13 protein-coding genes are annotated in these 13713 nt (G+C 46.7%); 11 read left to right on the top strand and 2 right to left on the bottom strand.

The window, feature by feature from the left end:
• The first annotated feature begins 3 nt into the window (after positions 1 to 3).
• Positions 4 to 1383 carry an FAD-binding oxidoreductase gene (locus ACE5KN_RS18520; RefSeq protein WP_375525979.1) on the top strand — a complete coding sequence of 460 codons (1380 nt, stop codon included), beginning with the start codon at positions 4 to 6 and terminating at the stop codon, positions 1381 to 1383.
• 136 nt (positions 1384 to 1519) lie between these two features.
• Here ACE5KN_RS18520 and ACE5KN_RS18515 read toward each other — a convergent pair whose 3' ends face one another.
• Positions 1520 to 2290 carry an ANT(4')-I family aminoglycoside nucleotidyltransferase gene (locus ACE5KN_RS18515; protein ID WP_375525980.1) on the bottom strand — a complete coding sequence of 257 codons (771 nt, stop codon included), beginning with the start codon at positions 2288 to 2290 and terminating at the stop codon, positions 1520 to 1522.
• A gap of 392 nt (positions 2291 to 2682) precedes the next feature.
• On the opposite strand from ACE5KN_RS18515, the gene ACE5KN_RS18510 reads away from it, so the two are divergent.
• The 10 genes from ACE5KN_RS18510 to ACE5KN_RS18465 all read left to right on the top strand — a co-directional run bounded on the left by ACE5KN_RS18510 (position 2683) and on the right by ACE5KN_RS18465 (position 12956).
• Entirely contained in the window at positions 2683 to 3315 is a 633-nt protein-coding gene (locus tag ACE5KN_RS18510; RefSeq protein ID WP_375525981.1) for a hypothetical protein, read from the top strand.
• Between the two features lie 126 nt (positions 3316 to 3441).
• A complete protein-coding gene (locus ACE5KN_RS18505) occupies positions 3442 to 3861 on the top strand; it encodes a VOC family protein (RefSeq protein ID WP_375525982.1) in 420 nt (139 codons plus the stop codon).
• A gap of 245 nt (positions 3862 to 4106) precedes the next feature.
• Complete coding sequence (locus ACE5KN_RS18500) at positions 4107 to 4388, top strand: ArsR/SmtB family transcription factor (protein ID WP_375525983.1); 282 nt, start codon at positions 4107 to 4109, stop codon at positions 4386 to 4388.
• A gap of 89 nt (positions 4389 to 4477) precedes the next feature.
• Positions 4478 to 5545: an LLM class flavin-dependent oxidoreductase gene (locus tag ACE5KN_RS18495; RefSeq protein WP_375525984.1), complete on the top strand. Its 1068-nt coding sequence runs from the start codon at positions 4478 to 4480 to the stop codon at positions 5543 to 5545.
• Positions 5546 to 5674: 129 nt separating this feature from the next.
• Positions 5675 to 6844 (top strand): MFS transporter, encoded by a 1170-nt coding sequence (locus tag ACE5KN_RS18490; protein WP_375525985.1) that lies wholly within the window; start codon positions 5675 to 5677, stop codon positions 6842 to 6844.
• A 93-nt stretch (positions 6845 to 6937) separates the two neighbouring features.
• The gene (locus ACE5KN_RS18485) at positions 6938 to 7621 is read left to right on the top strand and encodes a response regulator transcription factor (protein ID WP_375525986.1); all 684 of its coding nucleotides are present in this window, start codon (positions 6938 to 6940) and stop codon (positions 7619 to 7621) included.
• A complete protein-coding gene (locus ACE5KN_RS18480) occupies positions 7622 to 8623 on the top strand; it encodes a sensor histidine kinase (protein ID WP_375525987.1) in 1002 nt (333 codons plus the stop codon). It abuts the gene before it with no gap.
• A 101-nt stretch (positions 8624 to 8724) separates the two neighbouring features.
• The gene (locus ACE5KN_RS18475; RefSeq protein WP_375525988.1) at positions 8725 to 9660 is read left to right on the top strand and encodes a VanZ family protein; all 936 of its coding nucleotides are present in this window, start codon (positions 8725 to 8727) and stop codon (positions 9658 to 9660) included.
• 24 nt (positions 9661 to 9684) lie between these two features.
• Positions 9685 to 10368, top strand: a complete 684-nt coding sequence (locus ACE5KN_RS18470) for an ABC transporter ATP-binding protein (protein WP_375525989.1) — start codon at positions 9685 to 9687, stop codon at positions 10366 to 10368.
• The gene (locus tag ACE5KN_RS18465; protein WP_375525990.1) at positions 10365 to 12956 is read left to right on the top strand and encodes an ABC transporter permease; all 2592 of its coding nucleotides are present in this window, start codon (positions 10365 to 10367) and stop codon (positions 12954 to 12956) included. Before ACE5KN_RS18470 ends, ACE5KN_RS18465 begins: the two co-directional genes overlap by 4 nt.
• A 52-nt stretch (positions 12957 to 13008) precedes the next feature.
• On the opposite strand, the gene ACE5KN_RS18460 is transcribed toward ACE5KN_RS18465, so the two are convergent.
• Positions 13009 to 13578 carry a DUF4062 domain-containing protein gene (locus ACE5KN_RS18460; RefSeq protein ID WP_375525991.1) on the bottom strand — a complete coding sequence of 190 codons (570 nt, stop codon included), beginning with the start codon at positions 13576 to 13578 and terminating at the stop codon, positions 13009 to 13011.
• Positions 13579 to 13713: the final 135 nt, after the last annotated feature.

Genomic DNA, 13713 nt, shown 5'->3' with positions numbered 1-13713 from the left:
TAGATGGCACAAAAGTCGAAAGAGAAAAGTACACGATTAACCGGAAGGATCGTAATTCCAGGCAATCCGTCATACAATACGGCCAGAATGGAGTACAATAGGCGTTTTTCCAAATTTCCAAGGATCATTGTTTTTTGCCAACGAACTCAGGATGTAATCAATGCAGTCAAATGGGCTCGTGAGCGGGGCATACGGCTGCGGGTGCGCAGCGGACGGCATAGCTATGAAGGCTTCTCAGCTGTAAATGGCGGTATTATTATCGATGTGAGCGAGATGAATAAGGTTAAAGTTGATCGAAAAAATAGAGTGGCCATTGTCCAAACGGGAAATCCGCTTGCTCGTGTGTACAAAAAGCTGTGGCATAAGCGTGTGGCAATTCCGGCGGGGACTGCGCCCGACGTAGGCGTTGCTGGGCTTACCCTGGGAGGCGGTGTTGGACTACTTTCCCGCAAATATGGACTTACGTGCGATAACCTGAAACAAGTGAAGATGGTCGTAGCTTCGGGGCGGTATGGGGCAAGGACGATTGTGGCAGACAGAAAGAAACATTCCGATCTGTTGTGGGCATCACGAGGCGGAGGGGGAGGGAACTTCGGTGTTGCTACAGAATATACATTTCGGGTTAGAACGATTTCATCGGTTTCTATATACAGTATTACGTGGAAATGGAGTGATCTCGAGAAGGTGTTACCGGCTTGGCAACGCTGGGCCCCATCTGTCACAAACCGCTTAACCTCAACAATTGAGGTGGCTGCCAAACAGGTGGGAACCATTGTATCTACCGGACAATTGCTTGGCGGTGCAGAGGAGCTGCGCCGATTGATTAGACCGCTCCTGCGAGCAGCCACTCCGGTGAAGGTGATGGTGAAGACAGTGCCCTTTATTGATGCAACCAAATTTTTTGCCGAATCGGACCTGAATTTGGAACCAAAGTTTAAAATAACCGGAGCCTACGGGTTCCAACCTTTGCCGCCTGAAGGAGTACGAATTATACGCGATTTTTTATCCAAAGCACCCAACAGGCATGCTAGCGTGTGGAGTCAGAGCTTAGGGGGTGCAGGAAGCGCGGTGAGTCGAGTATCGCCTACTGCAACAGCCTATCCTCATCGGAAGGCTGAGACCATCTACGAACTGTCAGCCCGGTGGAGAAACAACAGGGAGCAGAAGCAGAATATTCAGTGGGTGAAAAGGTTCCGTAGAGCGTTGCGCCCCTTTGTTAAAGGGGATTATGTGAATTTTCCCGATCTGCAGATTAAGAACTGGCCCAAGGCATATTATGGCGTAAACTTTGGCAGATTGAAGCAGGTGAAACGAAAGTATGATCCTCATAATGTGTTTCGATTTGCTCAGAGTATTCCAGTGGGTAAACAGGTTAGAAAATGACAATACGCACACCAGATTGAATTAAAACAAGGAGCTGACGACGGCAGCTCCTTTAGCAATTTCGCTGATAGCGACGTTAAGCTGAACACACCATAAATGACGGCGATATATTTTATGAAAGTGTCGCATTTACGGGTCAAAAAGGGATTCGTTTTGTACTTATTACATAGTCGTGTTGAGCCGCCCAATTCACAAGACCATTCCAGAAATGTTCACAAGCTGAAACGATCTTTAAAGGCTCTGCCAGCTCTCCACACATAACCATTCGAGCAACAGTGTCAAATCCTTCTGGACGACCAGGCAGTTCCAATGACTCTGGTAGAACCATTGAGCCAGTCGAGTAAAATTTTTGATTGTGTAACCCGACTAACATAGCACCGTATTGGGCAAACTGCATCGCTAGATATGGTAAGTAGGTGTGTTGGCCATTAAAACTGGCGTTTCTTAGTTTCCCGATAAACTCGTACATTTCCCCTACAAGGACTTCATTAATTGCATGCCTGAAATCCTCTATTGTTGGGGATTCCGCGGCTTTCTTTAATTTTGGAAAAAATCCGTCAGGATCGTACAGACTGAGTGGGGAAAAGAACGGACCATGCGTCAACGGCCATTCCCCCTCAACAGTAGAGGCGGTTTCAAGAAGAATGTCCGCACTACAGACGTTCACTTCAGCTTTCCAAGGCCCAGCCGACCATTCATAGCTGAACTCCACGGATTCGCTTGCTTCGACTAGTACGCAAAACATCTCAATGTCGGAGAAAGGACCGTCCGTGCCTCGGGAAACAGAACCGTAGACCCCAATGGCAAGGATTTTTCCTCCATACACCTCGTGTAATTTCGAAGCAATTTCGTGGCAGTTTTCAAGTCTTTCGTTTCGAGACATATTTACAGGTCCATTCATGTGCATTAGTGTACATCTCCCTTTGATGTTTTTTTTGGTAAATATTCACTAACACATGGATGGAGGACCTCGGGCTTAACGGGGGACTTTTTTTGGATGCATTTGATTTCCTCCCACGAAGTTTTCTAATGAAAATCGTACCCAAAACATTCTGTTTTCGCAAGGTGTGGGAAGCTATCCTATGCAAAATTCCCCTCAAAGGAAAAAGTCTTGGACTTCATTACTCTGCCAGCTATTCGAATCCGCTATGAAGCTTATTTGAATTTTAACGGTTCGGTAAATTATATTGAGTATACTTAAAGTTCAAAGGCATCTTTAGTTACAACCCAAGTGCCATCCTGCAAATAAACGGATCTATCCCAAATAAAGGAATTAAATAAAAGGCGAGGTGTAAGATTATGAATGCGTTAGAGCACTTACCAGAACCGGAAAAATTAAAAAAGCTAATGATCGTCCAAGCAGTTCTGAATACGGTTCTTTGTGAGACGGAATGGCTTCGTTATCATAGCTTTGTTCAGGAATGGGATGATGGAGTTTGTGTGGCAAGAATAGACAATGGGGCAGGGGATCATCTTATCATGTTGTTTTCCGTTGAAGGCTCCATCATAAAGGGCTTCGATCATGAATCTCAATTAAGCCCGTATGCACAAGACGAACATAAGGTATGGCCAGGCATCTATGATAACGTTCCAAACGAATTATTATCTCTGCTGGAGCATGAAGGCATTGAAAAAGAAGATGTGACTTTTTGTATGTGGCGTAAAAATAGTGATTCGAGCTGGCTGAAGGGAAACGTTAAAATGCCGAAAGGAGCAGATGATGGGTCTGCTTTTTTAATTAATGCGATTTACCGGACACCGGAAGAATTCGTGCAATTTGCGAAAGATTATTATGAATTGGCCCTGCCGGTAGAAGTTATTGAAAAAGTTTACGAGGGCGTCCCTATTACTATGGAGATGATTCAAATGCTAAACCCCGACTGTGCTGCAGAGGAAGTTTATCGAGAATTGGAATCAATGAGGTTGATTTAACGATACAAATCGTATTGTGCTAATGGGGAAGTGTAGCTTAATCAGCTAGTAGTATATAATATTTCGTAGAATTGATATCTGAGTGAGTACAGAATTTTATTGAATTTATGTTGGAGGGGTGCGGGTATGGGCATGAGAGTAAAATTAGAAGGAATCACAGTTTTGGCGCTTGATGTTCCCAGATTGACTAACTTTTATCGTGATGTCTTGGGATTTAAGGTTATTATTGAAGAAGGACATTACACTGAATTTGAGAATGATGGCGTTCGTCTAGCCATTTTCGCGGCACCATTAATGGCAGATAACACAAACGGTCACCATTCTTTTGTAGAAGAGCGTAAAGGGCAAGCTTTTGAGCTTAACTTCGAATGTGCTTCTCCTGAGGATGTCTACGTTATGTATGATGATTTTGTTTCAAAAGGGGCTACAGGGATAACAGCGCCGAAGGTGACGTCCTGGGGGCACACCACGGGCTTCTTTGCAGATCCAGAAGGCAACATTCATTCCCTCTTTGCAGTTAACCCCGTTACGGCAGAGAATGCCTAAGAAATACATCCCAAGAAAAATTGTCAGAGTTAAAAAGCAGTGGGTACGGCTTTATTAGAAGCTTCCTATTCCGCATGGACCGTGGTGTAGGAAGCTTCTTCATTTGCACGGTTCTCCGTCTAACGCGACGAAGGGCTCGGCTTCTTGGGGAAAATCAATGCCCCTCTTTACTTTTGAACGGTGGGGTGCTAATATTGATTTCGATAGTTATAGAACTGCAGAAGAGACGCGGGGAGGTGGAAATCATGGGAGAAAATCAAGAAGATATCGGACAAGCGGTTAAAGTGTATAAAGCTTTGGGGGAACCAACCAGGCTGAAAATCGCTTTACTGCTCGCGAAGGAGAGTAATTTATGCTTCACCGCCGTCGGTGAAAAGCTTGAATCGGTTGCAGGCTCGACGCTATCGCATCATTTGAAGCAATTGACGGACTCTGGCTTGATTGATTCTCGCAAGAATGGATCGTTTATTCATTATAACGTTAATAGAGAAATAGCAGAAAAATTTGCGCCTTTTTTGTTGGCGTAATATTTTTTGAAGATCATTTCTATATATTTAGAATTGTAGAATTAATGGAGTCTTGTACTTAAATAAAATGTAAGAAGGAGAGAATGACTATGAGCAGTCAAACGAATACGATGGAGATTGGAATGAGCACCTTCCTCCATGCAAATCCCGGAAATGGCGGTGTCTCGCATGCCGAGAGGCTGCGCCAGGCAATCGAAGAGATGCAACTGGCAGATCAAGTCGGCCTTGACGTTTATGCCATCGGCGAGCATCATCGCACCGAATACACAAGCTCGTCGCCAGCCGTCATTCTGGCCGCTGCTGCCGCTACAACGAAGCGGATCCGGCTCTCAAGCGCAGTGACGGTGCTATCTTCGGACGATCCGGTGCGGGTATATCAGGACTTTGCAACGCTGGACGGTCTGTCGAACGGACGAGCGGAGATCATGGCCGGACGGGGTTCGTTCATCGAATCGTTCCCGCTATTCGGTTATGACCTGAAAGACTACGAAGAACTGTATGAAGAGAAGCTGGAGCTGCTGTTGAAGATTCGCGCTTCTGAAAAGGTGACCTGGCGCGGCGGTCATCGCCCGGCAATTAACAACATGGGTGTCTATCCTCGTGCACAGCAGGAGCCTTTGCCTGTCTGGATCGGTACGGGTGGCAGCCCGGAATCGGCTGTTCGGGCCGGTTTGCTGGGACTTCCGATTGTCTTCTCCATCCTGGGTGGAGAGCCGCAGAGATTCGCACCCTTGGTGGAGCTTTATAAAGAAGCCGCTGTAAAAGCCGGTCACGATCCGAATAAGCTGCAAATTGCTACGCATTCGCATGGCTTTATTTCGGATACGACACAAGAGGCAGCCGAACGGCATTACCCTGTCATGGCTGCCCAAATGAACCAGATTGGTCGGGAACGAGGCTGGCCTCCTTATACACGTGACTCGTACGATGCAGCCCGCAGCCTTCACGGCGCTCTGTATGTCGGAGATCCCGAATATGTCGCAGAGAAGATCGTGCTGCTGCATAAGAACCTTGGCTTGACTCGTTTCATGATGTACAACGATTTCAGTTCATTGCCGCATCGCGACTTGCTGCGAACGATTGAGCTTCTCGGCACCAAAGTAGCGCCGATGGTCCGTAAGGAGCTAGCCCGTCAGACGTCTGACCATAATGTTTAAAGCAGAGTACGAACGCTTGGAACGAGGAGGCTTGATGGAGCCGAGAAATGAAGTCGGCGAATTGAGCATTATTTTTTAATCATGATTTCTATAGATTTAGATCTGTTGAAATGAGAAGGAGAGAAATAAATGGGTAATTCATGGAAGATTTATATTTTGGCCATTATCAGCTTTTTAGTCGGAACTTCGGAGTTCGTGATTGCCGGCATTTTGGATATGCTTGCAAGTGATGTTGGAGTATCGGTAGCGGCGGCCGGGCAGTTAATTACGGTCTACTCGCTTGCTTATGCCATCGGCACCCCGATTCTTATTGCACTCACGGCAATAATGGATCGGAGAAAGCTTATGCTGTCGGCTCTGGGATTATTTTTCGTAGGGAATTTGATCACTGTCACAACTTCAGGCTACGGCATGCTGCTCGGAGCAAGAATTATTTTGGCGATCAGCACGGGGGTATTTATGGTCGTCGCCCTGACGGTTGCCGCCAAAATATCTAATCCTGGAAAACAGGGCAGCGCTATCGCGACAGTGTTACTGGGCTTTAACCTGGCGCTTATTCTAGGGGTCCCGCTTGGCAGGATCATTGCGGGTTCACATGACTGGAAAATCATCTTCACTGGGGTCGGAGCCCTGAGCTTGATCGCGATGTTGGTCCTGTTCCTTGCGATTCCGAAATCGGAAGGAGAGGCTCCCGTTCCTATTCGGGAACAGCTTGCCTTGTTGAAAAGTCCCCAACTCTCTGTTGCGCTTTCCATCAGCTTTTTCTGGATATTGGGCTATACAATTCTGTACACCTATATAACTCCGTTTCTTCTGGACATTACGGGAATGAGCGAAGGGATGGTAAACATCGGGTTGTTTGCATTTGGGCTGGCCAGTCTCATAGGCTCTCAAGTTGGCGGCTATGGTGCAGATAAATGGGGTATCCCCCGTACGATGATTGGAGGCTTGCTCTTTCACTCCGGCATATTATTTTTACTGGCGGCGTTCGCCCATTCGTCCATGCTTGTGTTGCCTTTGCTTATGTTATGGTCCTTTTTCGCTTGGTCGACGGGGCCGGTTCAGCAAGTTTATTTAATCGGGATGGCTCCTCAGGCTTCGGGGATCATCTTGAGCTTGAACAATTCTATCGTGCAGTTGGGCATGGCCGTAGGGGCTGTAATTGGGGGTCTCGTTGTAGAAAACGTCTCCCTGACAGCAGCTGGTTGGCTTGGCGGAGTTGGCGTTGCGATTGGACTCATCCCGGCTATTATTTCTTTATCCATGCGTCGCCGATCTGCAGCGGCGGAACAACAGTAGGTTTAATCAACTGTGAAACCTGTTGATAAAATCTGTTATAATATCGAAACTAAGATGAGGAGTGAATTTACTCTAACGTGAGGATGATCTGCATTGAAAATTTTATTAGTCGAAGATGATAAGACAATCGCGTCGGGACTGGAATATTCGCTGCAGCAAGATGGTTATATCACCGTTCTCTGCCATGATGCCGCTTCAGCCAAAAAGGTGATCGCCGAAGATATCGATCAGTTCACTTTATGCCTGTTCGATTTACAGCTTCCGGACGGAACTGGCTATGAATTATGCAAGATGGTGAAGGAGCGACGGGACATGCCGGTCATCTTCTTGACGGTGATCGATGATGAGGTCAATGTCGTGATGGGACTCGACATGGGAGCGGATGATTACATTACCAAACCTTTTCGGGTTCGCGAGCTTCTCTCCCGGATCAAGTCCGTCTTGCGGAGATATCAGAAGCCGTCCCACGCCGGAGCGGTCATCGACATCGGCAATGTGCGAATCCATACGCTGGAAGGCAAAGTGTATAAAAACGGTGCCGAAATCCCGCTAACCGCCTTGGAATACCGCTTATTGCTGATCTTTGGCAACCACGTTGGACAGGTCCTCACCAGGAATCAGCTCTTGGAGCAAATCTGGGACGTGGCAGGCGACTTCGTGAATGACAATACGTTAACGGTCTATATCAAACGGCTGAGGGAAAAGCTGGAGGACAATCCAGAGCAGCCGGCTTTGATCAAAACGGTACGCGGTTTAGGCTATAAGGTCGGTGATTAGATGCTGCGCAATCGGGAAAATCAAATGTTATTACTCGTCATGGGCTCGATCAGCATAACGGCGATTGTCGTTGCTGCTTTCATTTCGTCCGTCGCCGCGGTATTCGTTTTTATTGTATCGATGCTGCTTATGGGCACGAGCGTGTTATTCACGAGATGGAGGTACCGCGAGTTAGCGAAGCTTTCCGTCTATTTGCGGGAAATAAGCAACGGCAATGATTCCCTTGATGTTCGCGATAACCACGAAGGCGAGCTAAGTATTTTAAAGAATGATATTTACAAAGTAACGCTCATGCTATCGGAGCACCGGTCGCTATTGCAGCGGGACAAAATTCAACTGACGGATGCCATATCCGATATTTCACATCAGCTCAAAACGCCGCTCACCTCCATGACGGTGATGGCTGATTTGTTAAGCGCCCCTGACCTGCCTCCGGCCAAAAGAACGGAGTTCACCCATCATATTCGTATCCAGCTTGAACGCATCGATTGGCTTGTTTCTTCCTTATTAAAGCTATCGAAAATAGATGCGAAGACCATCCAATTCAAAAAAGATGAAATCCCCGTAAAAAACCTGATCCAAAAGGCATTACAGCCGGTTATGATTCCGATGGATATCAAGGGACAGACGATTTCCATCACGGGCGATGACCATGTCTCTTTTGTCGGAGATTTCAATTGGACTGCTGAAGCGGTCATCAATATTTTGAAAAACGGTGTGGAGCATACACCTGAAGGCGGAGCGATCGCCATCACATTTTCCGAAAACGCGCTATTCACGGAAATCGTCATTGCTGACAACGGAAAAGGCATCCCGAAAGAGGATTTGCCTTATATTTTCAAACGTTTTTACAAAGGAAAGAATGCCAGTGAAGGGAGCATCGGTATAGGGCTTGCGATGGCTCACAGCATCATTGCCAGCCAGAACGGCGTGATCGATGTAACGAGCGACAGCGAGAAGGGTACGCAGTTTCGGATTAAATTTTATAAGCATGTGATTTAACGGCACTCCGTAAGTGACTGAATTGTCACCTCCATCGTCACTGGAAAGTCATTTTGGACAGATAAAATGATATTCATCAGATGAACGATGGAGGTAAGAGCATGCATTTGAAGCAACAGCGTAAGACGATTTATGCAATCACTATATTCTATACCCTTTTAATTATTTATTTTTGGTTTTTCGCTTTCGGCAGAACGGATAGTGCAGATCGAATCAGGGAGTACACCTTTATTTTTTTGCCGGACGCTTTTTTTAGGGTGCCGGGTCTATCCGATATTCTGCATCCCACGCTGATGGATCTTGTGGGTCTCGGGAACATCGCAGCCTTTATCCCTTTTGGCATATTGATTCCGTTGTTATATCGAACGAGCTTTGTTCGCTTTATGACTTTGTTCATCCTGTCCATTCTTGTGGTGGAGACCATTCAGGCACTAACTTTCCTCGGCAGCTTTGATATTAACGACGTCATCCAGAACTCATTGGGTGCTGCCATCGGATTCGGAGCGTACAAGCTTGGCTTTCGTACAAAAAACAACTGGAGAAATATTGCTGTCACGGGTATTGCCAGTGCTGTCTTGATGCTCGGCGTGTGGGGGGGCTTCGGGATGATTGACCAGATGTTCACCAAAGAAATTGGCCCCTTTGTGGCGATCAACGATTTGAAGGATAGTACCGGGAATACAATAACGGGAACCAAACCGAGCAGTCTTAAGATTGGCGGTCAAGAGGTGGAACCCCAATATAATGTGTATGGCATCGAAGGTAACAAGCAGGAAACGTACACGTATACGTTAGGCAATAAGGAGTTATATCTTAGCCTGAATTATGGAATTCCTGATCAGAAGGATTTCCAGGGCAGCATCAAGGTTACCGTTGACGGGCAGGAGTTCCTGTCCGTATCCACTGAAGATCAGCTCCATGAGCCGGATATGAGGATCATTTATCTCCCCCAGGCCAATGAGCTTACGATAACTACTGAGGGGAATGAAACCCTTTGGGATGTTGGATATAGAGAGATGGTATATACCTGGAATTGAGTATTGAGGGGAGGAGGGATAACCATGGAAATTTTAAAAATTGAGCATTTGTCTAAAATATACGGCACAGGCGAATCGGCGGTGAAGGCGCTTGACGATGTTTCCTTTTCGGTCCAAAAAGGCGAATTTGTCGCGATTATCGGCCCGTCCGGATCGGGGAAATCGACGCTTCTTCATTTGCTGGGCGGCGTGGACCGGCCGACTGGCGGGAAAGTTTATGTGCAGGATACGGACATGTATGCCTTGAACGAAACGCAGCTGGCCATCTTCAGACGCAGGCAAATCGGCCTGATCTATCAGTTTTTCAATCTGATTCCTGTCCTGACGGTGGAAGAGAATATTACGCTGCCGCTCTTGCTGGATCGCCAAAAGATAGATCAAAAGCAATTAGCTGGCCTTGTGAATACGTTGAATTTGCAGCATCGATTAAATCACCTGCCGAACCAGCTATCCGGCGGACAGCAGCAGCGTGTCTCGATCGGCAGGGCGCTCATCGGCAATCCTGCGATCATGCTGGCCGACGAACCGACCGGGAATCTGGACAGCAAAAATAGCAGCGAGATCGTCGACTTATTAAAAATACTGAATAAGACCTATCATCAGACGCTGATCGTGATTACGCATGACGAACGGATCGCCCTGCAAGCCGACAGGATCATTTCGATTGAAGACGGGAGGATTGCCAAAGACGAGGTGATCAGGCGATGAATATTGTCAATACATTAACCATCCGGCATCTGAAGCAGAACAAGAGACGAACGCTTGTAACCATCATCGGCGTCATCATTTCGGTCGCCATGGTGACCGCAGTCTCTACGCTTGTTTTTTCCTTTGCGGATTTAATGATCAGACAAGCCATCGCAGATACAGGGGAGTGGCATGTCCAATATCAAGATGTAACCAAAGAACAGCTTGCGGCGATACAGGGCGATGACGCAACCAAAACCGTTGCGATCACAAGAGACCTTGGTTATGCCCCATTAGAAGGGGGACAAAGTCCCAATAAGCCGTACTTGTTCATCAAGGAGTATGATACACAAGGCTTCGCACAATTTCAGATAGAACTAAGCAAGGGACGTCTTCCGCATACGGACAAGGAAGTTGTCATCTCCGAGCCCGTTGCAACGAACGCCAAAGTGAAGTACGAGATCGGAGATCGTCTAACCCTTCGCGTCGGTGAACGATTCGAACAAGGGGGCGATCATCCCCTGGATCAGACCGAACCGCTGCGTTGGAAAGATGGCAAATTGACCGAAACGCTGCAGCATATCAAGATAAAGGATTATACGGTGGTAGGCTTCATCAAGCGTCCCGTATGGGAGACGGCTGTGGCTCCGGGTTATACGGTCATTAGCTATGTCGATGATCCTATCATTGGGGGTAACGACCGAGTCGATGCGTCGGTGGTCTTGCAGCGAGTCAATCCGTTCTTGTTCGCGCATGCGGAGGAGCTGGCTGAGAAAAACCAAATTGAAACCGTCCAATACAATAATGATTTGCTTCATTATTATGGCTTGTCCAGCAGCGGAGCTTCATCCAGCATGATGTTCTCATTATCGGCGATCATTATGGGGGTCATTATGATTGGCTCGGTTGCGCTCATCTATAACGCTTTTGCGATATCCGTCTCGGAACGTTCCCGTCATTTAGGGATGCTCGCGAGCGTGGGGGCTACGAAAAGCCAGAAGCGAAATTCAGTGCTTTTTGAAGGGTTCGTCATTGGCTTGATCAGCATTCCCATTGGCATTCTATGCGGTCTTGCCGGAATTGGGATCACCTTTTGGTTCATGAACACGATGATTGAAGGAGTATTATGGACCAGTGAAAAGCTGAGGCTCATCGTCACACCGTTATCGCTCTTGATTACTTGTTTTGTTTCGCTGCTGACAATTTTCGTTTCGACGTATCTTCCGGCGATCAAGGCATCCAGGGTATCTGCCATGGACGCGATTCGCCAAACCACCGACGTAAAGCTTACGGCTAAAGCTGTGAAAACGTCAAAGATCATTCGCAAGCTCTTCGGGATCGAAGCGGAAATCGGGCTGAAAAACTTAAAAAGGAACAAACGGAGATATCATGCTATTCTTTTTTCGCTTGTCATCAGCATCGTTTTGTTTTTGACGGTATCGTTTTTTACGGCAGGCATGACACAATCCCTGGAACTGTCGCGGGAAGGTGTCAATTACGATATTGATGTGTATTACAGCAATGGAAAAAGAATAGATGACTCATTAATGCAATCGATTGTATCTCTGGATGGCGTCACGGAATACAACGTGATTCGCGAGTTATATAAGAGCGCTTGGATCGATGCAGCGAGCATCGCCGATGAATTGCAAGAGAAGGTTAAGCAGGATAAGAGTATACTGCAAGACGGGAAATACCCTTACGATATTAAAATGCATGCGTTGAACGATTCGAGTCTGCAAGCCTATGCCAGAGCAGTTGGCGCAGATTACGAGCAGCTTACGGATCCGGATCATCCCGCCGCGATCGTGATGGATACGATTCATTACAAAGATATGGACACGGGGAAATATATTCAGACGAAGGCCATATATACGAATGTCGGTCAAAGTATTGAGCTAACGAACTTCTATAAAGAGAAGGGGGAAGAAACGAAGGCAGACAAAGTGACCGTTGCCGCATTGACGGATCAAGCCCCGATGGGCATGAACCCGACAGGCGTAGGCGGGTTAAATATGATCGTGTCGGAACGCGTCATGAATCGACTGGCAGATGACGAGGACCTGGCTAACGCTTCGACGTACCTCCATTTGAAAAGCACGGAACCGATGAGAACGCAGCAGGAAATTGAAGAGATGAATGAGACCAATCTGAATGTCTACAATGTATATCAATCCAGAAAAAGGGAAGAACAACAGATTCTATTGATGTCCGTCTTTTCTTACGGTTTTATCGTATTAATCTCTGCGATTTCCGTTGCGAACATTTTTAATACGATCTCGACGGGCTTGGCTCTTCGCAAACGGGAATTTGCGATGCTGAAATCCGTAGGCATGACACCAAAAGGCTTTGCGAAAATGATGAACTATGAAAGTGTTTTTTATGGGGTAAAGTCGCTGTTGTTCGGGCTTCCCGTCAGTTTCGCCGTGATGGTTCTGATCTATAGAGCATTCGCGAACAAATTCAGCTACGGGTTCACCCTGCCCTGGATGAGCATTCTGTCTGTCATTGTCGCCGTATTTGTCATTGTCAGTTCCGCGATTGTTTATTCCGGCGCGAAACTAAAAAAGGAAAATATTATTGATGCATTAAAGCAAGAGAATATTTGATACGGAGACGGAAGAAAGGAGCTGGTTGTGCCCAATTGTGCCAGCTCTTCTTTCATTTCTTTTTCTCCAGCTCCGCCTTTAATCTTGCATTCTCTTCCAACAGCTTTTGAACGTCCGGGACATCCTTGCCGGAAACCCAGCCATACAAATCGTCTCTTGCCGCATACACCGGCAATTGGTCACGAAGTACCATTTTAATGTGCTGTACATCTTCAACATAATAGATAGGGACTTGTTCCATGACCGCTTGCTTAAACTCTTGAAACTCCTGATAGTATTCAATTGCTGTGAAGTCGTATGGCTTTTGTCTTAATGCTTCATCCGTGACAACAAAAGCAAATCTGGGTTTGCCCGCTTCTCCGGCATACTCGTACTCCCATTGCGTATAGCTCTTGGATTCATCATCAGGAAGCGTTAAGCCATAGAATCCTCCGAGAATCAGGATATACACATCGGACTCGTCGATCCATCTCTTCCTGATTTTCACTGGACTTTCCTTGAAAGATTGCTCGACCCCGGCAGGGATATGACCGGCTTGAAGTATGGCTTCGACAGCGGTATGTCTTTCCTCAATAAGATCGTAGTAAGTAGACGATATGTAAATTTGTAGTTTTTTTCTCATAGCCCACCCAAATTAAAGAATTAGTATACATAGAATCTACCACCCTCTCACTTTAATTGTCAAAATTTACTGGGGTTTTCATGAAGCAAGCATCGCCAAAAAAGGAAGGATCAGGGGCCTGATCCTTCCTGCGTG

It is taken from the genome of Paenibacillus terreus, from assembly GCF_042138595.1.
Classification (GTDB): Bacteria; Bacillota; Bacilli; order Paenibacillales; family Paenibacillaceae; genus Paenibacillus; species Paenibacillus terreus.
This window is presented reverse-complemented; position numbering and strand designations above follow the sequence as displayed.

What these genes read in the sequence shown, in the direction of transcription:
- ACE5KN_RS18520 (WP_375525979.1), top strand. Translation starts at nt 4, where the DNA reads ATGGCACAAAAGTCGAAAGAGAAAAGTACACGATTAACCGGAAGGATC.
- ACE5KN_RS18515 (WP_375525980.1), bottom strand. Translation starts at nt 2,290, where the DNA reads ATGCACATGAATGGACCTGTAAATATGTCTCGAAACGAAAGACTTGAA.
- ACE5KN_RS18510 (WP_375525981.1), top strand. Translation starts at nt 2,683, where the DNA reads ATGAATGCGTTAGAGCACTTACCAGAACCGGAAAAATTAAAAAAGCTA.
- ACE5KN_RS18505 (WP_375525982.1), top strand. Translation starts at nt 3,442, where the DNA reads ATGGGCATGAGAGTAAAATTAGAAGGAATCACAGTTTTGGCGCTTGAT.
- ACE5KN_RS18500 (WP_375525983.1), top strand. Translation starts at nt 4,107, where the DNA reads ATGGGAGAAAATCAAGAAGATATCGGACAAGCGGTTAAAGTGTATAAA.
- ACE5KN_RS18495 (WP_375525984.1), top strand. Translation starts at nt 4,478, where the DNA reads ATGAGCAGTCAAACGAATACGATGGAGATTGGAATGAGCACCTTCCTC.
- ACE5KN_RS18490 (WP_375525985.1), top strand. Translation starts at nt 5,675, where the DNA reads ATGGGTAATTCATGGAAGATTTATATTTTGGCCATTATCAGCTTTTTA.
- ACE5KN_RS18480 (WP_375525987.1), top strand. Translation starts at nt 7,622, where the DNA reads ATGCTGCGCAATCGGGAAAATCAAATGTTATTACTCGTCATGGGCTCG.
- ACE5KN_RS18475 (WP_375525988.1), top strand. Translation starts at nt 8,725, where the DNA reads ATGCATTTGAAGCAACAGCGTAAGACGATTTATGCAATCACTATATTC.
- ACE5KN_RS18470 (WP_375525989.1), top strand. Translation starts at nt 9,685, where the DNA reads ATGGAAATTTTAAAAATTGAGCATTTGTCTAAAATATACGGCACAGGC.
- ACE5KN_RS18465 (WP_375525990.1), top strand. Translation starts at nt 10,365, where the DNA reads ATGAATATTGTCAATACATTAACCATCCGGCATCTGAAGCAGAACAAG.
- ACE5KN_RS18460 (WP_375525991.1), bottom strand. Translation starts at nt 13,578, where the DNA reads ATGAGAAAAAAACTACAAATTTACATATCGTCTACTTACTACGATCTT.